The sequence below is a fragment of the Catenuloplanes atrovinosus genome (genome assembly GCF_031458235.1).
Taxonomy (GTDB): Bacteria; Actinomycetota; Actinomycetes; order Mycobacteriales; family Micromonosporaceae; genus Catenuloplanes; species Catenuloplanes atrovinosus.
This window is the reverse complement of sequence record NZ_JAVDYB010000001.1, coordinates 693,191-713,952: the sequence shown is the minus strand read 5'-3', so window position 1 is coordinate 713,952 and position 20,762 is coordinate 693,191. Positions and strand designations below refer to the sequence as shown.

Here is a 20,762-nt window from a genome sequence, read left to right as displayed (position 1 = left end):
ATCAGGCGTGCAGCGCGCGCCAGCTGGCGTAGTGCTGGATCGAGATGCCGTTGTACGCGCGGTCCCGGGCCGCGGCGACGTCCAGCCGCGCCAGCTCGGCGCCGAGGATCGTGGCGCCCTCCTCGGCGAAGCTGCAGTAGGCGCAGTCGGGCAGCGGTGCGGTCTCCGCGCCGAGACGGACCTTCTTGCCCGCGGTGGCACCGCGGGCGAGCCAGTCGCGGCTGACCGCGTACATCGAGTTCGCGCCGGTGGCGGTGTCCCGATAGCTCATCACCGTGACCGCGTCGACGCGCTTGAGCGTCTCGGTGGCCAGGTTGCGGCCGCCGGTGACGGTGACCTCGCCGTACCAGAACGCCACGTCCGCCTCGATCGGCAGCGTGGCGCCGGTGCGCAGCTTGTCCAGCATGGACACGTAGCGGGCGCCGATCGTGGAACGGTTGGCCTCCCAGCCGGGGAGCACGTGCGGCTCGACGTCGACGTGCAGGCCGGCGAAGAGACCGGTGGCGGTGACGGCCCGGCGCCAGGCGACGGCCGCGGCCGGGTCGTTCACCCAGCCGGGCTCGCCGTTCAGCGCGATCAGCCGGATGCCGACCGCGCCGGCCCGCTTCCGGATCTCCTTCAGCCGGGCGAGCTGCGGCGTCGAGGCCACGTCCGTCTCCACGTACGCGAAGATCTCGGTGACGCCGTGCGCCGCGGCCCACGGCACGACCTCCGCGGCCTCGGCGCGGCTCCACAGCCACATGGCCCGCGACCCGGCCGCGACCTGCGGCGTGCCGACGCTGGTCAGCGACGGCGCGGCGACCGGCACCGCGGCGGCGACCACCGCCAGCGCGGCCGTAGCCATCCTGAATCTCCACCGGCCCGCCATCGCCGCCTCCGTGCTCAGCATGTGAACGGGCGAGCCCGTGGATCCCCGGGCTCGCCCCGCCGCTCGTCCGTGAGCGGTGCGTCAGCAGTATCGGCGCGGCGCCTGCCGGCCCAAGGGAAACCCGTCAGCTGCTCGCCGGCGCGGGGACATCGACGCTGCCGCCCTGCGGGAGCGCCAGGAACTGCGGGCAGCCCTTCGGCGCCTCACCGGTGAGGCAGCGCTGCATCGCGTCGTAGAGCACGTAGCCGTCCGGGCCGAGCACCGCGACCAGCTTCTCGATCTGCTTGAGTTTCTCGTCGACGGTCGCGTTCTGCTCCTTGACCGCCTGCCGCTCGGTGATCGCCACCTGGACCGCGGCCAGCCCGTCGACCAGTTCCTTGCGCGGCGTGGGCTTCTGCAGCGTGAGGTTGAACTGCAGGAAGTACGCCTTGCCGCCGGTGGTGGCCATCACCGCGTTGCCCAGGTTCGCGTTGATCGCGGTCTCGAACTGCGCGCGGGTGGCCGGGTCGTTGTAGAGCGCCAGCCAGTCGTACTTCTGCGCCTCCGTGGCCAGCGCCTTGTTCAGCGGCTGTCCGATGTAGAAGCGCAACATCTCCAGCCACCGGTCCGTGGTCTGGCCGTCGCCGTCCATCGTCGGCTGGAACTTCAGCCCGATCTCCTCGTGGAACTCGCGAAGCATGCCGCCGTCCGGATCGCACGAGGTGTCCAGGTGGAACGTGAGGCCGCCGGAGACGGTGAGCTCCTGGTTGTCCCGGGAGACCACGGTGTACGGCGCGCTCTCCGCGTCGTCGCTCCCGGTGAAGTCGAAGTTCCGCTGCCCGGCCGGGTACTTGTAGTACTTCTCCCCCGGCCCGTCCCAGGTGCGGTTGTTCTGCGTCACGCACTCCTGGAACGTCGTGCTGGAGAAGGCCCCGGCGTCGTAGTGCAACGCCACCTGGTCCGACTCCGTGCTCACCGTGCTGCACCCCGCGAGCACCGGCATGATCACCGCTGCCGCCGCGATCACCGCCACCGTCCGCCGCATCGATCTCCTCCCGTTCTGGTAAGTGGTGACCGAAGGGTAGGGAGCTGCGTCAACGAGGCGCGGTATGACGGGAAGCACATGCACATGAATTAGGATTCACTCGGCAAATCGGTCACGCTTGGGGCATCCCAACGAGTGAAAGAGATTCGCGTTGATCCGCAATCGTCGTCTGCCCCTCGTCGTCGCCGCCTCGCTGCTCGCCCTCACCACGGCCGCGTGCGGCTCCTCCGGCAATAGCGCGTCCGCCTCCCCGAAGGCGCCGACCAGCAGCCCCACGCCCGTCGCGTCCGCCTCGACCGGTGGCGCCGGCGGCTCGGACACCTCCACCGTCCCGGCCGACGGGATCACGGTGCGGGTCACCGGCGCGGGCACGTCGGCCCAGGTGACGTACCAGGTCGACGGCACGGCCACGGACGACAAGAACGCGACCATGCCGTGGCAGAAGACGGTCGACCCGGACGGCGGCGCGACGCACGTGGTCGTCATCGCCATGTCCGGCCAGACCGACGACGTGACCTGCGAGATCTTCGTGCACGGCTCCTCGGTACAGGTGGTCAAGGCCGGCAAGCAGACCGGCGGCGTCGCCCACTGCGAGTGGACCAGCCCGGACAACTGATCCCTCAGCGCCACGGTGCCGGTCACGACGGTGACCGGCACCGTGATCGCACCCGATCCGCCACCAGCGCAGCGTGGCCGGCAGGTCATCGGGGGCCCCGCGGGAGCACGCGGATCGTCTGGCGCCGGGAGCGGGTCTATCCGAAAGTCGTCCTAAAGGGGCGGTGCACGCTCCCGGAACAGGCGCGCCTAGTAACTTGTGCCGGGTGAAATCGCCTCGAGTTGCGCCGGACGAGGGCGCGGCGGACGTGTCGCGCGGTGCCAAGGTCTCGCCGCTGCACTCGCTCGACCCCACTGAGCTGGGCAGATACCGCATCAAGGGCCGGCTCGGCGAGGGCGGCATGGGCACGGTCTACCTCGCGGAGGACGAGGAGGGGCGGCCGGTCGCGGTCAAGGTGATCAGGGCGGACCTGGCGGCCCAGCCGGACTTCCGGCGGCGGTTCCGCAGCGAGGTGAACCGGGCCAAGCAGGTGCCGCCGTTCTGCACCGCGGAGGTGCTGGACGCGGACCCCGACCACGAGTACCCCTACCTGGTCGTCGAGTTCGTGGACGGGCCGAGCCTGGCGGACGTGGTCAAGGAGCAGGGGCCGCTCACCGCGGCGAACCTGCACGGCCTGGCGATCGGCATGGCGACCGCGCTGGTCGCGATCCACGGCGCGGGCGTGGTGCACCGGGATCTGAAGCCACGCAACGTGCTGCTGCCACCGGGCAGCCCCAAGGTGATCGACTTCGGCATCGCCCGGGCCACGGACGCGACCAGCAACGTCACGAAGACGCACGAGATGCTGGGCACGGTGGCGTACATGCCGCCGGAGCGGCTGGACACGGCCACCAAGGTGACGACCACCCCGAAGGCGGACATCTTCGCCTGGGGTGCCGTGGTGATGTACGCGGGGACCGGGCGCACGCCGTTCCAGGACGCGTCGATGCCGCTGACCGCGATGCGCATCCTCTCGGAGGAACCGGACCTGGAAGGGCTGACGCCGGAGCTGCGCAAGGTGGTCGCGGCCGCGCTGGCGAAGAAGCCGGAGGACCGGCCGACCGCGCGCAAGCTGCTCGACATGCTGCTGGACGCGAGCGGCGAGGCCACGGACGAGCTGCCGCCGGCCGAGGTGGTCGCGGTGCTGACGCCGGACCCGCCGGCCGAACCGGTGGTCGCGGCCGCCCCCGTGTCCCCGGTGGCTTCCGCGGCACCGGCCGCACCGGCCGGGACGGCCTGGTGGCGGAGCGGGCTGGTCGCGACCGTGGCCGGCGTGCTGACGGCGGTGGCGCTGGTCGCCACGATCGCGGTCCTGCTGGTGATCCGCGCCGGCGGGCTGTCCGCGGGCGAGCTCGGCCAGGCGGGTGCGAGCGCGCCGCCGGCCGTCGGGGACGGCGGCGTGCGGCCGAACCCGGAGGCGCCCGGCGCGGAGTCCGGCACCGGGATCGCGCTGCCGGAGCCGCTGGCCACCGGCGCGAACGGGAAGGCGCTGACCGATGCGCTGAACACCGGCGCGAACTGGGCGCCGAGCACGGAGTTCGGCGGCATCTGCGCCAGCGCGGACGGCGGGATGACGATCACCCGCGAGTCGGACGGCTGGTTCCGGTGCACCGGGCCGGCCACGGTGTTCGGCGGTGACCTGGAGATCGCCGCCACGATCACGCTGCTCTCGCCGGGCGCGTGCGCGTCGCTCTGGTTCGGCGTGAACGATCCGGACGGGCACGTGCTGCACGTCTGCCAGGGCCGCCTGGACCTGCACCGCCAGCCGACCGGCGGCGCCGCCAAGACGGAGATCGGCAGCAAGGCGCTGGCCGCGCCGATCGCGCTCGGCGAGCCGGTCGAGCTGACCATGCGCGCCGGCCCGGACCGGGTCACCGTGTGGCGCGGCACCGAGCAGGTCGCGGTGATGGAGCTGCCGGAGCCGGTGCCGGCCGGCACGGTGACGCTCGGCGCGTCCGGCAGCGCGCGGGAGAACCCGCCGCCCTACACGGTGCGGGTGCGCGACATCAGCGTGCGGTCGACCGGGTGACCGCCCAGTTGATCGCCCAGAGCACCGCGCCGCCGAGCAGCAGCCAGAACGCCAGCAGGTAGACCCCGGCCTCGCGGACCACGGGCAGCAGGAAGACCGCCGAGACGAGCGCGCCGAGCACCAGCACCGCGGTCGGCGCACGGAAGTGGTCGTGCTCCACGGTGTCGCGGCGCAGCACCAGCGCGGAGACGTTGACGGCCAGGAACACGGCGGTGAGCAGCAGCACCGTGGTGTCGGAGAGGTCGCCGAGGTCGTCCACCGCGATCAGCAGCAGGATCGCGACCGCGGTGGTGAACGCGATCGACACCCAGGGCGTGCGGCGCGCGCCGACCCGGCCGAAGACCGCCGGCAGCACGCCGCGGTTGGCCATGCCGTAGAGCAGCCGGGACGCCATCAGCATGTTGATCAGCATGGTGTTGCTGACCGCGATGATCGAGACCGCGGAGAAGACCCGGTCGGCGGGCAACCCGGGCGCGCCGATCCGGACCACCTCCAGCAGCGGGCCGGTGGACTCGATCAGCGTGCCCAGCGGCACGGTCATCGCGGCGGTGAACGCGACCAGCAGGTAGACGACGCCGGCCAGCACCAGGCCGGTGACCAGCGCGGGCGGGAAGCACGTGCGCGGCTCGGTGACCTCCTCGGCCAGGTTCGCCGAGTCCTCGAAGCCGATGAACGCGTAGAACGCGGTGGCGGCACCGGCGAGCAGGCCGGTGACCACGCCGAAGCCGGTGCCGGAGAACTCGAACGCGGCGGACGGGTCGCCGCCACCGGTGGCCAGCACCCAGCCGCCCAGGCCGATGATGAACAGCAGGCCGGCCAGCTCGATGCAGGTGATCGCCACGTTGACCCGCAGCGACTCGGCCACGCCCCACAGGTTCACGGCCGCGACCAGCAGGATGGCGACGACGCCGATCAGCACGGCCGGCGGGTTCTCCACGCCGGTGAGGCCGGTGAAGTAGCGGCCGCCGACCCGGCTGGCCGCGAACGCCGCGGACGTCACGCCGGAGGCCATCACCGCGAACGTGACCATGAACGACAGCGCGCGGATGCCGAACGCGCGGTCGACGTAGAGCGCCGCGCCGGCCGCCTGCGGGTACTTGGTGACCAGCTCCAGGTACGCGAACGCGGTGAGGAACGCCAGCGCGAACGCGATCAGGAAGCTGGCCCAGATCGCACCGCCGGAGTCCGCGCCGACCTCGCCGGTGAGCGAGTAGATGCCGGCGCCCAGTACATCGCCGAGGATGAAGAACGTCAGCACCGGCCGGCTGATCACGCGCCGCAGCTCGGTGCGCTCCGTGGTCGTCATGGCGGCAGGAATGCCGCCGGTACATGATCGGTAAACGTGGTCTTAACGACCGGCGGTGTCGGTGGCGGTGCCGGTCGCGGGGAGCTGCGGCATCGCGGAGATCGCGCGCGCGTAGTTGTCCACCTGACGCTGGCCGGCGGTGGCGCCCATGCCGCGCAGCCGCTGGGCCAACTCGATGCGCACCTGCTCCTCGGGCAGGCCGCGGTGGGTGGCCATCACCTGGGTCACCACCCAGTCGATCCGCATCTGCACCTGCCAGCCGACCGGGCGGATGTCGGGGGCGGTGGGGTCGAACCGCACCTTCTCGTTGTCACGCATGGTCACGACGGTAGGAAATCGGGTGCGGCCCGGGGAAGGTCCGGCCGCCCGTTGCTACCCGGCCGCAACCGAACTGCTCCGGGTGCTTGCGTCGCGGGGTGGTGGGCGGTAGGTCTGGTCTGACACTCGTCGATCTCGGAGGGCCACTGTGAAGCAACTCGCGGCGCTGACCGCCGCCACGCTAGCCGCCACCATGATCAGTGCCACGCCCGCGCAGGCGTACCAGCCGGCGATCTCCCCCACCGCCACCGGGTACGGCGGCGCGGTCTCCTCGGTCGACCCGACCGTCACCGCGGTCGGCCTCGAGGTGCTCCGCCGGGGCGGCAACGCGGTCGACGCCGCGATCGCGGCCGCGGCCACCATCGGCGTCACCGAGCCGTTCTCGGCCGGGATCGGCGGCGGCGGGTTCTTCCTCTACTACGACGCGCGCACCCGGCGCGTGCACACGATCGACGGGCGGGAGGCGGCGCCCGCGTCCATGCGCGAGACCTCGTTCCAGAACCCGGACGGTACGGCGCTGGACTTCAACGCGGCCCGGGTCAGCGGCCTCTCCGTCGGCGTGCCGGGCACGCTCGCGACCTGGGAGGCGGCGGCGGACCGGTGGGGCAGCCGGCCGCTCGGCGAGCTGCTGCGCCCGGCCGCGGACGTGGCGGACCGCGGCTTCACGGTGGACGCCACGTTCCAGGCGCAGGTCGCGGCGAACGCGGCGATCTTCGGGCAGTTCGACTCGTCCGCGGAGCTGTTCCTGCCCGGCGGCGCGCCGCCCGCGGTCGGGTCCACGTTCCGCAACCCGGACCTGGCGGACACGTACCGGCTGATCGGCAAGCGCGGCACGGACGTGTTCTACTCCGGCCCGGTCGCGCGGGACATCGCGGCGGCCGTGCAGGACCCGCCGGTGTCGGACACGCCGATCGGCACCTGGGCGCACCCGATCCGGCCGGGCGGGATGACGGTCCGCGACCTGGCGCGCTACCAGGCGCGGTTCCCGGCCCCGACCCGCTCGGGATATCGCGGGCTGGACGTCTACGGCATGGCCACGCCGTCCAGCGGCGGGACCGCGGTGGGCGAGGCGCTCAACATCCTGGAGGGGTACGACCTGGGGGCGCTCTCCGACGCGGACGCGCTGCACCGGTACCTGGAGGCGTCCGCGCTGGCGTTCGCGGACCGCAACCGGTACGTGGGCGACTACACCCGCCGCGCGGTGCTGGACGAGCTGCTCAGCGACCGGTTCGCGGCGGAGCGGCGGTGCGCGGTCTCCGCGACGGCGCTGCCCAAGCCGGTCGCGCCGGGCGTTCCGGACGGGCGGTACACGGGCTGCGCCACGGCGGCCTCTCCGGCGCCGGACACGGACAACAGCGTGAGCACCACGCACCTGACCGTGGCGGACAAGTGGGGCAACGTGGTGTCGTACACGTTCACCATCGAGCAGATCGGCGGCTCCGGGATCGTGGTGCCGGGCCGGGGCATCCTGCTCAACAACGAGCTGACCGACTTCAACTTCACGCCGACCCAGGGCACCGCGGCTGACCCGAACCTGCCCGGGCCGAACAAGCGCCCGCGCAGCTCCATGTCGCCGACGATCGTGCTCAAGGACGGCAAGCCGTTCGTGGCGGTCGGCTCGCCCGGCGGCGCCACCATCATCACCACCGTGCTGCAGATCCTGGTCAACCGGATCGACCTGGACATGACCCTGCCGGAGGCGGTGGCCGCGCCGCGGGCGTCGCAGCGCAACTCGCCCACGCCGCAGGCCGAGCCCGCGTTCATCGCCGCGTACGGCGCGGACCTGACCGCGCTCGGGCATCCGGCGTTCACCTCCACGGCCGAGATCGGCGCGGCGACCGCGATCGAGTTCGGCCGGAACGGGCAGCTCACGGCCGTGGCCGAGCCGGTCCGGCGAGGGGTCGGCGCCGCCGGGGTGGTCCGCGCCGGACGTTAGGGGACGGCACGGTGACCGGACGGTGAAGCGAAAGTACGACGTCGGGCCTGGTGTTCCTGGCGCGGGCGTCGTACGCTGAGCGCACAAGGGGTTGACCACCTTCCCCCGTGGGTGGTCAACCCCTTTTCCGTGTGCGTCTGCTCACCTTGGGTTCCCGTGTGCGTCTGCTCACGTCGCGGTCACGTCCTGTTCGCCGGTCCGGCGCCCCGTCCTCCCTAGCCTGGGATCATGGACCTGCTCTGTGAGCCGTACCTGCTCGATCCCCGGCCCGGATCCGTCACCGTCGTCTGGCACACCACCTCCCCCGGCACGGACAACGCGGTGCTGCTCGGGCCCGCGGTGGCCGCCGCCGATCCGGCCGCGGCACTGCGCGGTGCGGTTCCGGGCGTACGGGTGGTGCGCGCCGGCACGACGCCGCTGCCCCGGATGCGGGAGGACTCCCCCGCCGGGCCGGTCCCGCGGCCGGTGCACCGCCAGCTCGCGGTGGTCGACGGCCTACCGGAGGAGGACACGCCGTACCGGGTGGTCTCGGTCCGGTCGGACGGCGAGGTCTCGGTCTCCGGCGTGCACGCGCTGCGCGGCGCGCCGCCGGCCGGGAGCCCGGTGCGGCTGCTGCTCACCAGCGACCACCAGCTCGGGCCGATGGTCCCGGCCAACCTGGAGCTGGCGGCGGAGACCGCGGGCTCGCTGGACGGCGTGCTGTTCGCCGGCGACATGGTCAACGTGGTGGACCGGGCCAGCGACTGGTTCGACCACGCGAACGGGCGGGCGTTCTTCGCGGCGCTCGGCGGGCGCGCCTCGTGGACCGCGGCCGGGCGCACGTTCACCGGGGCGCCGCTCATCTCGTCCGCGCCGCTGTACCCGGCGATCGGCAACCACGAGGTGATCGGGCGCTGGTCGGCGACGGAGACGCTGGACTTCCAGTTCAACGACGCGGTGCCGGACGACTGGGACGTCAGCACGTACGAGGCGATGTTCCCGGTCCCGGCCAGCGACAGCGGCGGGCCGCGCTGGTGGGCCCGGACGGTCGGCGACGTGTACGTGGTGTCGCTGTTCGGCACGGAGATCTGGCGGCCGGAGCGCTCCGGCACCTACCAGGACGGCCCGCACACGCACGGGCGGTTCATCTTCGCGCCGATCGGCAAGGGGTCACCGCAGTACGAGTTCCTGGTGTCGGCGCTGACGTCGGCGGAGGCGCGGGCGGCGCGGTACCGGGCGGTGATGTTCCACCACCCGAGTCACGGCCTGGGGTTCAACTCGGTACCGGCGTTCACCGACCCGGTGCCGGTGATCACGGAGGACACGGTGCGGTACGAGTATCCGCTGGCGGACGACTACGTGCTGCGGGATCTGGCGCCGGTGTTCTCGGCGTACTACGTGAACCTGGTGCTGAACGGGCACTCGCACGTGTGGGCCCGGTTCCGGGACGACGCGGGGGTGAACTGGCTGGAGACGTCGAACGTGGGGAACACGTGGGGGGCGTTCCACAAGCTGTCGGGGCGGGTGCGGGCGGCGCCCGCGGGTCCGGATTACGTGCTGCAGGGCGATCCGGGCGGGCTGGAGCCGGTGGTGCCGACGGTGGCGCCGTTGACCGGGCCGGGCGGGGCGCCGTTGCCGTTCGTGTCGAGCGACGAGGTGACGGTCTTCAGCGTGCTCGACTCGGCGGCGGGGGTGGTCCGCTCCTACCGCTATGACACGGTGGCGGGTGGGGACGTGCTGCTGTTCGACGAGTTTCCGCTGTGAGGCGGGGTGCGTCGAGGGCGCTCGGCTGATTGCCCAATCAACGTCGCGAGTGGGGACCGGAAGCGAATCGAAATTGATGCACATCATGGCGCGAACCTTTTTTCGCGCAATTTCGCTATGCGGCGCGACCTCCGTACCGGCCGCGTGCGTTTCCAGTTCTTGATATTCCCGCTTCCGGCGGCACGGGATCCGCATGCTCCCGCGGGCACCGGTCGTCGCTGGCGCTCCTCCCTGCCGGAGCCGAGGCGGCAAGTCCGCGCGAGTTCGCCACCGCCATTCCCGGCCGCGCCGCCGTGCCCGGCGGCTCTCTGACGACGGCGTTTCGGAACTCGCGGACCGGCACCGACGCGACCGGGACTGGCGGGGCGGGTTATTCGTGGAGGGAGAGGGCCTGACTGGGGCAGAGGAGGATGGCCTGGCGGGCGCGGGACAGCGCGTCGGCGCTGGTGGGGGTGGGGTGGAGGATGAGGACGAGGCCCTGGTCGTCGTCCTGGTCGAAGGCGTCGGGGTCGGTGAGGACGCATTGGCCGGCGCCGACGCAGCGGGTGGCGTCGGCCACGATCGTGGGCATCAGGTGGTCCAGGTGACGGGGAGTTCGTAGATGCCGTAGATGGTGGCGTCGTCCTTGTAGGGAAGGTCGTCGGCGGGGGTGGCGAGGCGCAGCGTGGGGACGCGCCGGAAGAGGGTGTCGAAGACGATCTGGAGTTCGAGGCGGGCGAGGTTCTGGCCGAGGCACTGGTGGGGGCCGTAGCCGAACGCGATGTGGTGGCGGGCGCCGCGGGTCGACGTCGAAGTCGGCGGGGTTCGCGAACGCGGCCGGGTCGCGGTTGGCGGCGTTGCCGAGCGTCACGACGCCCTCGCCGGCGCGGATGAGCACGCCGCCCAGCTCCACGTCCTCGCGGGCCACCCGGGAGGTGGCGAACTCGGCGATGGTGAAGTAGCGCAGCAGCTCCTCGACGGCGGCGGGCGTGCGCGACGGGTCGGCGCGCAGCGCGGCGAGCTGGTCGGGGTGGTCCAGCAACGCCACCACGCCGAGCGAGATCATGTTGGCGGTGGTCTCGTGGCCGGCGAGCAGCAGCAGGAAGCCGAGGCCGACCAGTTCCTCGATGTCGCCGGTCTTGGCGAGCTGGCGGCTGAGCAGGTCGTCGGCGGGCTGCTCACGCTTGCGGTCGACGAGATCGGCCAGGTACGCCCGGATGGCCTCGGAGGCGGCGGCGCGCTCCTCGGGCGGGGCGGACAGCCGCAGCAGCGTGGCGGACGAGGTCTGGAAGAAGTCGTGATCCGCGTACGGCACACCGAGCATCTCGCAGATGACCAGCGACGGGACCGGCAGGGACAGCGCCTTGACCAGGTCGGCCGGGTTCGGCCCGGCGAGCATCGCGTCGATGTGGTCGTCCACGATCTGCTGGATGCGCGGGCGCAGCGCGGCCATCCGCTTGACGGTGAACTCGCCGATGATCGTGCGGCGCACCTCGCCGTGCTCCGGCGGGTCCATCATGATCAACGACGGCCGGAACCCGCCCTGGCGCAGCTGTTGCGGGCGCTCCTTGACCAGCGTCGGGAAGCCGGGCTGGAAGCGGTCGGAGCTGAACCGGGGGTCGGACAGCATCGCGCGGATGTCCTCGAGCCGGCCGAGCGCCCAGGCCTGCTCACCGTTCGGCATGGTGACCTTGGTCGGCTTCCCGAGGTCGCGCAGCCGCTCGTGCTCGGCGGGCGGCGCGAACGGGCAGGTGCGCGTGGTCTGGAGGTGCGGAGCGGTCATCGGTGCCATCCCATCGCAAAAGATCGATTAGAAGTGGATGAAACGCTTCCGGTTACAGTCCGACCGTAGACCGGCCACCCGGCGAAGTCCACGGCAGAATCTGGCCATGTCCACCGAGCAGGGGATGCGGCTGCGCGCCGACGCGCGGCGCAACCGCGACCAGATAATCGCCGTGGCCAAGCAGGTCTTCCTGGACGAGGGCACGGAACACCCGATGGAGGAGATCGCGCGCCGGGCCGGCGTCGGCACCGGGACGCTGTACCGGCGGTTCCCGGACCGGGACGCGCTGATGCGCGCGGTGGCGCGGGATAACCTCGGCGCGCTGGCCGCGGAGGCGCGCACCGCGGTGGCGGAGCAGCCGTCGGCCTGGGACGCGCTGGTCCGGCTGCTGGAGCACTCGCGCGACCTGCGCCTGAGCCTGCGCCTGTCGCTGCTCTCCCCCGCCGCCTGCCGAGCCGCGCACGACGACCCGGCGGCCGCGCGGCACCGGGACGAGATCCTGGACCTGCTGGACGAGATCGTCCGGGGCGCGCAGGCGGAGGGCGCGCTGCGCGCGGACGTGGGCGCGGGCGACATCGCGGTGCTCGGCTCACTGCTGCTGAGCCGGGGCGAGTTCGGTACGGACGAGATGCGCGCGCGGGCACTGTCGATCATGCTGGACGGCCTGCGGGCGTCGCCGGGCGCGCCGCTGCCCGGCCGGGCGACGGGGGCGCGCGAGGCGGTGGAAGGGCTGGGCTGAGCCGAAACCCGTGGCGGCCCCGGTCGTTCACCATGCGACGGCGACACCGATTCGGATGCGAGACCTCCTTTATGTCCCGAATGCATTAATGCGCGAGGGAAAGCAGATGATCACGCCACAGAGTCGCCGCGCAAACGACGGAGCGTCGCGGGCTGGCGGGCGTGCTTCATGCTTGTGGGTAGATCTCGGCAAAACATCGTGCGGGGCCACGAACGCGCACATAGATGGTGTATAACTAGGTCCGTCCAATATGGCCACTCAACTGGCTCCATCACAGTGACAGCACACCGACCGGGGTCGGGTCTCCAAAGCGAGTCACCGCGCACATCCGGAGCCGACCCGGAACCCCAAGTTGAGTGCTCGCGACCAACGAGGGAGTTACAGTCGGTTATGACCGATACACGGACTCGGTCGAACGCGGAGTGGGCGTGGGACGCATTCGACTCTGACTGGTACTTCGAGCACAACTACGGCAGCCTGCGGGACGACGACAGCGAGATCCTGGATTATCTCGGTGACTTCTTCGCCGCGGCCCAGCCACGCCGGCACGGCCGGGCGATCGACGTCGGCACCGGCACGAACCTCTACCCCGCCCTCTCCATGCTGCCCTGGGCCGACCGGGTGACGCTGTACGAGCGGGCCAGGACCAACCGGGCGTGGCTGACCCGCCAGCGGCAGTCGCCGAGCCCGAGCTGGGCCGCGTTCACCGAACGGCTCCGGGCCGGCCGTCCCGACTACGACGCCATCGCCGATCCGGCCGCCGCCATCCGGGACCGGACCGAGGTCGTGCCGGGAAACGTGTTCACGCTGCCGCAGGACGGTGAGTACGACATGGGCACGATGTTCTTCGTCGCCGAGTCGATCACGCAGAACGGCAAGGAGTTCGAGCGCGCCACCCGCAACTTCATCGGATCACTGAAGCGATTCGCCCCGTTCGTCGCCGCCTTCATGAAGGAGTCCCAGGGCTACCGCGTGGGTGGGCTGGACTTTCCCGCCCTGGCCGTGGACGAGAACGACATCGAGCGTTGCCTTGCGGGGCTGACGCACAATATCGATGTCCACACCGTGGACGACACCACCCTCCGCGACGGCTACAAGGGAATGATCGTCGTAACTGGTTTCGCAGGTAGAGGCAGTGCGTCTCACAGGAAGGTGAGCCACCGGGATGGACGTCCAACCTCGCCAGCACCTCCTGGAAATCTGGCGGGCATTCGCCAGCTACTCGGGTAACGGCGCCGACTGGCGCTGGGGCGGCCGCGACGGCAGCAACTCGATCAGCGACGCGGAGCAGCTGCTCTGCATCATGTCCCCGGCCGCGGACGTGCCGACGTTCCGGATCGACCGACCGGACGAGACCGAGGATGACGTGATCGGCTCGCTGGCCGCGCTCGGCGACCACCTGGAGGTGCCGAAGCGACTGGTCCAGTTGATCACGGTGTACCTGGAGAAGTACACGGCGGACGACGGCACGCCGATCTTCTCCGGTGACAGCTACTTCAGCGCGGCCGACCCGGAGGCGATCGACGAGATCAAGCCCGAGCAGCGCGGCCTCGACGTGGTGGACTCGTTCTCGATCTCGGTCACGCTGATGCTCGCCACCATCGGTTTCGCGAAGACGTTCCGCGCGGTGCTCACCCGCGAGGCGCTGCGGCAGCAGGTCGACCGGCTGGAGCAGATGGCCAGCGCCCGGCTCACCGCCGCGATGGTCGGGCTGCTGCGCAGCTTCGCGGTGAACGTCTTCGACGCCACCGAGGAGGAGGGCCGGCAACTGCTGCGCACCACCAACCAGGGTGCGCAGCCGGAGCGGCAGGTCGTGGAGGAGCTCCGCCGCTCGCTGCGGGAGATCAACGCCCGCCTGCGGGACGACGTCACGATCGGTTCCGGCGCCGAGGAGGGCAGCCGGCTGGACAACCCGCACCGGCTGTTCGAGTGCGGCTGGTCCTGGGGGCTGGTGGAGGACGCGCCGGTGGTCCAGGTCAACGACCCGATCGGGCGACAGCGCGACGGCGTGGCCGAGCCGAAGCCGTACCTGTACTTCACGGTGGTCGCGCTGGACGCGATCCGGTCGCTGTTCTCCGAGCGCACCCGCCTGCTCGGCCTGCTCAACGAGGACCAGCTGCGCCTGGCGCAGGCGCTCCAGCTGCGCTGGGACCTCACCCAGTCGTACTGGTCGGTGGTCGGCACGTTCGGGTCGGACCGCTGGCCGCTGGAGGACCTGCCGTGGCAGACCACGGACGGGCGCGCCTCCGACTACTTCAGCCTGCTGATCAGCGGCATGGTGGTGCAGGACCTGATCACCCGGCGCGCGTCCGACGCGGATCTCGCCCGGGTCGGCGTGGTGCTGGACGAGCTGGCCAACCGCAGCCGCATCACCCGCCGCCCGTTCGAGCACGACCCGGCGATCCGGCTGCACCACCCGGGTGAGGCGTTCCCGCTGGTGGGCAGCGAGAAGTCGGGCGGGCCGCAGCTCGGCTGGGTGGCGTCGGACTTCGCGCCGGTGCTGCTCAAGCGCACGGTGCACCTGGCCGGCCTGCTCTCCGACAACGAGGCCCGGCAGAACGCCACGTCGCTGGCGGGTCGCGTGTGGACGCACCTGACCGAGCGCCGGATCGCGGACGACCGCGCCGCCGACCTGTGGGACGACCCGTCCCGCGTGTTCGACGTCGGCACCACGCAGACGCTCCCGTCCTGGTACTACACCAAGCGGGTGGTCGACTGCCTGATCACGGCCGCGCAGGTGATCCGCAGCTCGCCGCCGCGCAGTGAGCGGCTCGCGGACATCGCCTCCGACCTGCTGATCGAGGCCGAGCACCTGTACGACCAGGAGCAGCTCAACGGCCTGCCCCAGCGCGGCGAGCGGCTGCGCAACGAACTCGAGCAGGTCAACCGGCAGCTCCAGCGCGCCCGCCGAATCCTGCGGCAGCGGCCGGGCAGCGCCAAGGCGCTGGCCGAGGACGTGCTCATCCGGCTCGACCGTCTCGCCGCCGCGCGCGAGGCCACCGCGGAACCGGTGTGACATGCTCGTCTTCGCCACGTCCGACAAGGGCGGCACCGGGCGGTCGGTGACCAGCAGCAACGTGGTCTACCGGCACGCGTTGCAGGGCGGCAACGCCTGCTACCTCGACTTCGACTTCGGCTCGCCCACGGCGGGCGCGATCTTCCAGATCTCCGCCGCGCAGGCCGGGGTCGAGCGCGAGGGCATGCACTCGTACCTGCGCGGTCAGTGCGCGGCGCCGCGCCGGCTGAACGTCTGGGCCGAGTCGCAGCGGCCCAGCCTGCGCACCCGGCCGGCCGGGGCGGGCCGGCTGATGCTCTACCCGGGTGACGCGGGCGGCGGCGAGTTCGCCTCGACCGGCGACATCGTGGACCGGTGCGCCGACCTGTTCCTCCGGCTGGACGAGGAGTTCGATCTCTGCCTGGTCGACCTCAGCGCCGGCCGGTCGTACGCGATCGACATCGCGCTGGCCGCGACCGCGCGGGACGAGCTGGCCCACCTGCGGCACCGGTGGCTGGTCTTCCACCGGTGGACCAGCCAGCACATCGTGGCGGCGTCCAGCCTGGTCTACGGCGCGCGCGGCATCCTGAAGATCGGCGCGGTCCGTGGGCACGACCCGGACCGGCTCGCGAACTCGGTGCGGTTCGTGCGCACCGCGGTGGTCGACCCCAGCTCGCCCGAGCACGCCGGCCTCCGCCCGGAGCAACTGGCCTGGGTGAACGCGTGCAACCAGGAGCTGCAACGCCAGGCCGCGCGGGAGCGCGTCGGGCGCACGCTGATGCTCGGCCAGATCCCGCTCGACCCGGTGCTGCAGTGGCGCGAGCAACTGCTCACCGACGGCGACGTGTGGCAGCGGCACGCGGCCAACCAGCAGACCGTGGACGCGCTGGAGACGCTGGCCAAGCGGATCGTGGACGACGCCGCGTGGGAGGGCCTGTGACCGTTCCCGAGGTGACGTACAGCGAGAGCACCGCGACGCCGAAGGTCAGGTCCACCCCGCTCTCCCACCTCTCCATCGAGCTGGGTCACCTCTACATGGAGGACTTCGCGGCCGGGCCGGAGCGGCTGCGCGCGCAGTTCCGGCGGGTCCGGCCGTGGGCGGAGGCGCTGCGGCGGATGGAGGCGGACAGCCGGCCGGGCCAGGCCACCCGGATCAGCACCTGCTTCCTGATCGACGACTACTTCGCGCCGTTCGGCTCGCCCGCCGAGGTGCTGCCCGCGCTGGTGAGCGCGGCGGAGGAGAGCGGGCTGCGGATCGACTACATCGCGCGGGAGTCCGCGTGCGCCGCCGCGGACGGCGTCGAGGTGGCGCGGATCGTGGAGGGCCGCCTGGTGGCGGACCCGCCCCGGGGCACGAACGGGTCGCGCCCGCCCACCCACCAGAGCGGCTGGCTCTCCAACGGCGAGCCGCCGTCCACCGGCGTGGCCGTGTCCGAGGCGATGGACGCGCACCCCGGCTGGCAGCCGCCCCGGCAGAACGCGGTGAAGAACCACTCGATCTACGTCGACGTGGAGATCTGGCAGGAGCACAAGACCGGCCGGCTGTGGGCGTGCCCGTTCCTGGCCGCGGTCTGGCAGCTGCTCCGGATGGGCCTGCTGCGCGACCACGGTGAGCCGGTGTGGCGGCCGGAGCCGGTCACGCCCGCGGAGCTGCCGGGCACCTGGCACGAGATGCCGGCCGTGGTGCAGTGGGAGCCGCGGGCCGCGCCGTTCGCCGCGTTCCGTACCGCCTCGGTGCTCGACACCCGGTTCATCGAGATCGAGCAGGCGGTACGGGTGATCCTGAGCCAGGTCGCGATCCAGCCCGAGGTGGGCGCGCAGGTCGCGCGGCGCGCCGCGGCGGAGGGCGTCACGCTGCCGGACGAGGTGGTCGACCGGATCGACTACGTCTTCACCTCCCGGGCGTAGGAACCTCCGTCGCCAGGTCCCAGACCTCGCCGTAGAGATCGCACCGTTCCCGTACCCGGGAATCGCGCATGACCAACCGGGTCTCCGCCACCACCGGCCGGATCTTCCCGTCCAGCATCACCGGCGTGGTCTCGTAGCTGACCAGGCCGTCGAAGACGATGAAGTCGCGCATCTGCACGCTGAGCGGGCCGGGGAGCGCGGCCGGGTCCAGCAGCCGGACCTCGATGCCCATCCGGCTCTGCTCCTCGCAGGCCTCGCTGATGCCGGGCGCGAGGCCGTCGCCGGGCCGGTCGATGAGGAAGATGCGGCGCACCTTCACGCCGCGCTCCACGGCGCCGCGCTGGGCGTGCAGATAGCGCTGGCCGATCTCGCTGTCCCACAGCCCGCGGTCGACCCACTCCATGCTGACCGCGTCGATGCTGACCCGCGCGTGCCGGGTGAGGCCGAGCAGCCAGTCCCGGTCCTCGCCGTAGTAGGTGACGCTGCCGCCCTCGGCCAGTTCCTTGAGGAAGTCGGACATCCGGCTGATCTCCGACTGGACGAAGTCGTAGACCAGCGGCGGCGAGGCCGGCGTGATCTGCGTCGAGTGCCGGACCAGCTGCGTGACCAGGTCGGTCTGCAACGCGGACGCCTCCACCAGCCCGAACAGCTCGGTCGCCTCATTGATCTTCGAGAACGCCTCCCGGACCAGCTCCTCCATCCGCTGCGACCGGTCGCGTTCCAGCTCCTCGACCGCGGCCAGCCGCTGCTCGAACTCGATCAGGAACTGGCTGATCAGCGTGACGCTGCCGAGCAGGATGGAGAGCGCGATCGCCAGGATCGTCGGCTGCTCGAAGTAGTCGGTGACCAGGTACGTCAGCGCGCCGATGGCCAGCGTGACCGCGACCCGCCGCACCACCCGGGACCGGGCTGTGCTCTGCATCAGACCCCCACCCCGGCGGTGGACGACATCGCCTGGACGGTGCCGGCCAGCAGCTGGTCCCGGATGCGGCCGACCAGCGTGTCCCACTGCCGGGTGAAGCCGGGCCGGCGCTCCAGCGACGCCCAGACCGCGGCCATGTCGTCGTCCAGCCGGGCCGCCGGCATCCACAGGTCCAGCAGCGTGTCGATGGCCGGGGCCAGCCGGCGCAGCGCCTCCTCGCGCGACCGGACGCCGAGCGCGCTCGCGCCGATCACCTCGATCAGCGTGCTGAGCAGCCAGTCGTGCCGCGCGATGTCCGCGCACAGGTCCGCGATCCGGGCGGCCGGCAGCTCGGGCAGCGTGAGCCGGAGCCGGCGCAGGTCACCGTCCTCGATCGCCAAATGCACCGCGCTCGCGCCGGGCGTCGCGGACCAGCGGAACCGGGTGCGCGGCGCGCGCAGCGCCACCCGGCGGTCCAGCTGCGGCGCGGCCTGCACGCGGTCGAACGTCCGGGCGCAGATGCCGCCCAGGTCGAGCGCGGCGGGAGCGCGCTCGGTGGACAGGAAGCCGTCCGCGAGGGCGTCCAGCGGCCCCTTGGTCAGCACCTCCAGGTGGCCGGGCCGGGCGATGTAGTGCGACCACGGCAGCCGGCGGACGTCGGCGGCCCGGTCCACCACCGCGTGCGCGGACGCCTGCACCACCCGCCCGCCGGTGATGACGGCGCGGTGACGCACCGTACCGACGGCCCGGCCGGTCCCGCCGGACGCGCCGGTGAGGCCACAGTCGACACCCGTGGTCAGGTCCGGCGACCAGACGCACGATATCGGCCGCTCCGAGACGCGCACCGTCTCGCCCGCGACCAGATCGAGCAATTCCCGCGCCAGACCCGTGGTGACCGGGGCGGAATGCCGTAGCAGCCCGGTATGGATCTCTCCGAGGATCAACATGGATTCCTTATCGGGATCCGGGGTCGCCCCCGGAGTGGCTCAGCTCACGCAGATCCTCCGATTGCACCGCACTGCGTGTCGATAATGCAACGCTCAGTTTTGGATTCAGCACCATACAGTCGCAAGGTGCCCATTACAGATATATCGACGAACGACATAGCGCGGATCACTGTCGGACTACGCAGAGCCCCGATATCGTCACGGAATGACCAGCGTTCGCGCGGATGTACTGATCATCGGCGCCGGCGTGTCCGGCCTCACCACGGCGGTGCTGGTGGCGGAGGCCGGGCTGGCTGTCCACGTCCGCACCGCGACCCCGCCGTCGGAGTCCACCTCGTGCGCGGCCGGGGCGATCTGGGATCCGCTCTACGCCTCGCACGAGCGGGTTCCGCTGTGGAGCGGCGTCACCTATCGGACACTCGCGGAGCTGTCCGCCGCCGCGCCGGACTCCGGCGTCCGCCTGGTGGACGGCACCGAGGCGTCCCGCACCCGCACCACCCCCGCGGAGTACGCGCCCGGCCTGCCCGGCTACCGGCCGTGCGCGCCCGGCGAGCTGCCGCCGGGGTTCACCGCCGGGTGGCGGTACTCCGCGCCGGTCGTCGACATGCCGGTCTACCTGGAATACCTGCAACGGCGGCTGAAGGCGGCCGGGGGCACGATGGCGATCGGGCACTCACCGCGGCTGGCCGGCGTCGCCGGGGAGGCGCCGGTCGTGGTCAACTGCACCGGCCCGGGCGCGGGCGCGTTCGTGCCGGACCCGCTGGTCGTACCGATCCGGGGGCAGTTGGTCGTGGTGGAGAACCCGGGCATCGAGGAGTTCTTCGCGGAACACACGGACGACCTGCGGGAGATGACGTACCTGCTGCCGCAGGGCCAGCTGCTGCTGCTCGGCGGCAGCGCCGAGACCGGCCGGGCCGACGTCGCCGAGGACGCCCGCATCGCGGCCGGCATCGTCGACCGGTGCGCCCGCGTCGACCCGCGGATCGCCGCGCTGCCGGTCGTCGGCCACCGCATCGGCATCCGGCCGGCGCGTGACCCGGTCCGGGTGGAGCACGAGCTGGTCGACGGCCATCACGTGGTGCACAACTACGGCCACGGCGGCGCCGGCGTCAGCCTCTCCTGGGGCTGCGCGGCCGAGGTCCGCGACGTCGTGACCGGCCTGCTGCGCTGACCGTCACGCCCTCGGCAGTTCCTGCCCCGCCTCCCACAGATCGTGGAAGATCTCGGTGAACTTCCGCACCCGCTTCTGGGACAGCAGCAGCCGGGTCTCCGCGATGGCCGATCGCGCCTCGACCTCCATCGACGACGGGATGACCTCGTACGTCATCAGGCCGTCGAAGACGATGAACCCGAGCCCGTCCACGCGCCGCACGTCGGGGATCATGGCGCGGTCGAGCAACCGGATCTCGATGCCCATCCGGCTCTGCCGCTCACACGTGCGCCGGACCTCGGGCTCGATGCCGCCACCGGGCTGATCGATCAGGAAGATGCGGCGGACCTTCACCCCGCGCTTAGCAACGCACCGCCCGCGGCCAGCACGGCGAGCGGGACGCCCACGGCCGGCGGCACGGCGGCGAGCGCCAGAATCACGTAGCCGAGTGCGCCGGCGGCCACCGCGACGGCGATCGGCCAGACGGATCGTACGGGCTCGGAAGCCATGGAATCCCCCACTCGATTCGGCCGGGCCGGGG

Annotated in this window: 19 protein-coding genes and 1 pseudogene; 10 read left to right on the top strand and 10 right to left on the bottom strand. The window is 71.9% G+C overall.

Features of this window, described 5'->3' with window-relative positions; genetic code table 11:
• Position 1: 1 nt before the first annotated feature.
• A complete protein-coding gene (locus J2S41_RS03205) occupies positions 2-844 on the bottom strand; it encodes a hypothetical protein (protein WP_310362825.1) in 843 nt (280 codons plus the stop codon).
• Between the two features lie 148 nt (positions 845-992).
• Complete coding sequence (locus J2S41_RS03200; protein ID WP_310362823.1) at positions 993-1,892, bottom strand: SPFH domain-containing protein; 900 nt, start codon at positions 1,890-1,892, stop codon at positions 993-995.
• Positions 1,893-2,043: 151 nt separating this feature from the next.
• Between J2S41_RS03200 and J2S41_RS03195 the strand changes: the two genes are divergently transcribed.
• Both J2S41_RS03195 and J2S41_RS03190 read left to right on the top strand, forming a co-directional pair.
• Entirely contained in the window at positions 2,044-2,508 is a 465-nt protein-coding gene (locus J2S41_RS03195; RefSeq protein WP_310362822.1) for a hypothetical protein, read from the top strand.
• Positions 2,509-2,713: 205 nt separating this feature from the next.
• On the top strand, positions 2,714-4,516 hold the full coding sequence (locus J2S41_RS03190; protein WP_310362820.1) for a serine/threonine protein kinase: 1,803 nt from the start codon (positions 2,714-2,716) through the stop codon (positions 4,514-4,516).
• On the opposite strand, the gene J2S41_RS03185 is transcribed toward J2S41_RS03190, so the two are convergent.
• Entirely contained in the window at positions 4,494-5,822 is a 1,329-nt protein-coding gene (locus J2S41_RS03185; RefSeq protein WP_310362817.1) for an APC family permease, read from the bottom strand. The genes J2S41_RS03190 and J2S41_RS03185 overlap by 23 nt on opposite strands.
• A 42-nt stretch (positions 5,823-5,864) precedes the next feature.
• The gene (locus J2S41_RS03180; RefSeq protein ID WP_310362814.1) at positions 5,865-6,140 is read right to left on the bottom strand and encodes a hypothetical protein; all 276 of its coding nucleotides are present in this window, start codon (positions 6,138-6,140) and stop codon (positions 5,865-5,867) included.
• A gap of 193 nt (positions 6,141-6,333) precedes the next feature.
• Between J2S41_RS03180 and ggt the strand changes: the two genes are divergently transcribed.
• Both ggt and J2S41_RS03170 read left to right on the top strand, forming a co-directional pair.
• Positions 6,334-8,076, top strand: coding sequence for a gamma-glutamyltransferase (gene ggt, locus J2S41_RS03175; RefSeq protein WP_310376255.1), 1,743 nt, complete (start codon positions 6,334-6,336; stop codon positions 8,074-8,076).
• A 228-nt stretch (positions 8,077-8,304) separates the two neighbouring features.
• Positions 8,305-9,819, top strand: coding sequence for a metallophosphoesterase family protein (locus tag J2S41_RS03170; RefSeq protein ID WP_310362809.1), 1,515 nt, complete (start codon positions 8,305-8,307; stop codon positions 9,817-9,819).
• Between the two features lie 370 nt (positions 9,820-10,189).
• Here J2S41_RS03170 and J2S41_RS03165 read toward each other — a convergent pair whose 3' ends face one another.
• Positions 10,190-10,390, bottom strand: coding sequence for a ferredoxin (locus J2S41_RS03165; protein WP_310362803.1), 201 nt, complete (start codon positions 10,388-10,390; stop codon positions 10,190-10,192).
• Positions 10,390-11,581, bottom strand: a pseudogene (locus tag J2S41_RS03160) (cytochrome P450). Before J2S41_RS03160 ends, J2S41_RS03165 begins: the two are co-directional and overlap by 1 nt.
• A gap of 106 nt (positions 11,582-11,687) precedes the next feature.
• Here J2S41_RS03160 and J2S41_RS03155 point away from each other — a divergent pair.
• From J2S41_RS03155 to J2S41_RS03135, 5 genes are all read left to right on the top strand, one after another.
• Complete coding sequence (locus J2S41_RS03155; RefSeq protein WP_310362801.1) at positions 11,688-12,320, top strand: TetR/AcrR family transcriptional regulator; 633 nt, start codon at positions 11,688-11,690, stop codon at positions 12,318-12,320.
• Between the two features lie 390 nt (positions 12,321-12,710).
• The gene (locus tag J2S41_RS03150; protein WP_310362798.1) at positions 12,711-13,550 is read left to right on the top strand and encodes an SCO2525 family SAM-dependent methyltransferase; all 840 of its coding nucleotides are present in this window, start codon (positions 12,711-12,713) and stop codon (positions 13,548-13,550) included.
• On the top strand, positions 13,486-15,336 hold the full coding sequence (locus tag J2S41_RS03145) for an SCO2524 family protein (protein ID WP_310362797.1): 1,851 nt from the start codon (positions 13,486-13,488) through the stop codon (positions 15,334-15,336). Before J2S41_RS03150 ends, J2S41_RS03145 begins: the two co-directional genes overlap by 65 nt.
• Position 15,337: 1 nt before the next feature.
• Positions 15,338-16,255, top strand: a complete 918-nt coding sequence (locus J2S41_RS03140; RefSeq protein ID WP_310362795.1) for an SCO2523 family variant P-loop protein — start codon at positions 15,338-15,340, stop codon at positions 16,253-16,255.
• Complete coding sequence (locus tag J2S41_RS03135; RefSeq protein WP_310362793.1) at positions 16,252-17,223, top strand: SCO2522 family protein; 972 nt, start codon at positions 16,252-16,254, stop codon at positions 17,221-17,223. Before J2S41_RS03140 ends, J2S41_RS03135 begins: the two co-directional genes overlap by 4 nt.
• Here J2S41_RS03135 and J2S41_RS03130 read toward each other — a convergent pair.
• A complete protein-coding gene (locus J2S41_RS03130) occupies positions 17,207-18,145 on the bottom strand; it encodes a phospholipase D-like domain-containing protein (RefSeq protein ID WP_310362791.1) in 939 nt (312 codons plus the stop codon). The two genes, J2S41_RS03135 and J2S41_RS03130, sit on opposite strands and share 17 nt — an antisense overlap.
• Positions 18,145-19,071, bottom strand: coding sequence for an SCO2521 family protein (locus tag J2S41_RS03125; RefSeq protein ID WP_310362788.1), 927 nt, complete (start codon positions 19,069-19,071; stop codon positions 18,145-18,147). The genes J2S41_RS03130 and J2S41_RS03125 overlap by 1 nt, the downstream gene beginning before the upstream one ends.
• 205 nt (positions 19,072-19,276) lie before the next feature.
• On the opposite strand from J2S41_RS03125, the gene J2S41_RS03120 reads away from it, so the two are divergent.
• Positions 19,277-20,242, top strand: a complete 966-nt coding sequence (locus tag J2S41_RS03120; protein ID WP_310362785.1) for an FAD-dependent oxidoreductase — start codon at positions 19,277-19,279, stop codon at positions 20,240-20,242.
• A 3-nt stretch (positions 20,243-20,245) separates the two neighbouring features.
• Here J2S41_RS03120 and J2S41_RS03115 read toward each other — a convergent pair whose 3' ends face one another.
• Positions 20,246-20,575 carry a hypothetical protein gene (locus tag J2S41_RS03115; protein ID WP_310362783.1) on the bottom strand — a complete coding sequence of 110 codons (330 nt, stop codon included), beginning with the start codon at positions 20,573-20,575 and terminating at the stop codon, positions 20,246-20,248.
• The gene (locus tag J2S41_RS03110) at positions 20,572-20,730 is read right to left on the bottom strand and encodes a hypothetical protein (protein ID WP_310362781.1); all 159 of its coding nucleotides are present in this window, start codon (positions 20,728-20,730) and stop codon (positions 20,572-20,574) included. The genes J2S41_RS03115 and J2S41_RS03110 overlap by 4 nt, the downstream gene beginning before the upstream one ends.
• Positions 20,731-20,762: the final 32 nt, after the last annotated feature.

What these genes read in the sequence shown, in the direction of transcription:
- J2S41_RS03205 (WP_310362825.1), bottom strand. Translation starts at nt 844, where the DNA reads ATGGCTACGGCCGCGCTGGCGGTGGTCGCCGCCGCGGTGCCGGTCGCC.
- J2S41_RS03200 (WP_310362823.1), bottom strand. Translation starts at nt 1,892, where the DNA reads ATGCGGCGGACGGTGGCGGTGATCGCGGCGGCAGCGGTGATCATGCCG.
- J2S41_RS03185 (WP_310362817.1), bottom strand. Translation starts at nt 5,822, where the DNA reads ATGACGACCACGGAGCGCACCGAGCTGCGGCGCGTGATCAGCCGGCCG.
- J2S41_RS03180 (WP_310362814.1), bottom strand. Translation starts at nt 6,140, where the DNA reads ATGCGTGACAACGAGAAGGTGCGGTTCGACCCCACCGCCCCCGACATC.
- ggt (WP_310376255.1), top strand. Translation starts at nt 6,334, where the DNA reads ATGATCAGTGCCACGCCCGCGCAGGCGTACCAGCCGGCGATCTCCCCC.
- J2S41_RS03170 (WP_310362809.1), top strand. Translation starts at nt 8,305, where the DNA reads ATGGACCTGCTCTGTGAGCCGTACCTGCTCGATCCCCGGCCCGGATCC.
- J2S41_RS03165 (WP_310362803.1), bottom strand. Translation starts at nt 10,390, where the DNA reads ATGCCCACGATCGTGGCCGACGCCACCCGCTGCGTCGGCGCCGGCCAA.
- J2S41_RS03155 (WP_310362801.1), top strand. Translation starts at nt 11,688, where the DNA reads ATGTCCACCGAGCAGGGGATGCGGCTGCGCGCCGACGCGCGGCGCAAC.
- J2S41_RS03150 (WP_310362798.1), top strand. Translation starts at nt 12,711, where the DNA reads ATGACCGATACACGGACTCGGTCGAACGCGGAGTGGGCGTGGGACGCA.
- J2S41_RS03145 (WP_310362797.1), top strand. Translation starts at nt 13,486, where the DNA reads ATGGACGTCCAACCTCGCCAGCACCTCCTGGAAATCTGGCGGGCATTC.
- J2S41_RS03140 (WP_310362795.1), top strand. Translation starts at nt 15,338, where the DNA reads ATGCTCGTCTTCGCCACGTCCGACAAGGGCGGCACCGGGCGGTCGGTG.
- J2S41_RS03130 (WP_310362791.1), bottom strand. Translation starts at nt 18,145, where the DNA reads ATGCAGAGCACAGCCCGGTCCCGGGTGGTGCGGCGGGTCGCGGTCACG.
- J2S41_RS03125 (WP_310362788.1), bottom strand. Translation starts at nt 19,071, where the DNA reads ATGTTGATCCTCGGAGAGATCCATACCGGGCTGCTACGGCATTCCGCC.
- J2S41_RS03120 (WP_310362785.1), top strand. Translation starts at nt 19,277, where the DNA reads ATGACCAGCGTTCGCGCGGATGTACTGATCATCGGCGCCGGCGTGTCC.
- J2S41_RS03110 (WP_310362781.1), bottom strand. Translation starts at nt 20,730, where the DNA reads ATGGCTTCCGAGCCCGTACGATCCGTCTGGCCGATCGCCGTCGCGGTG.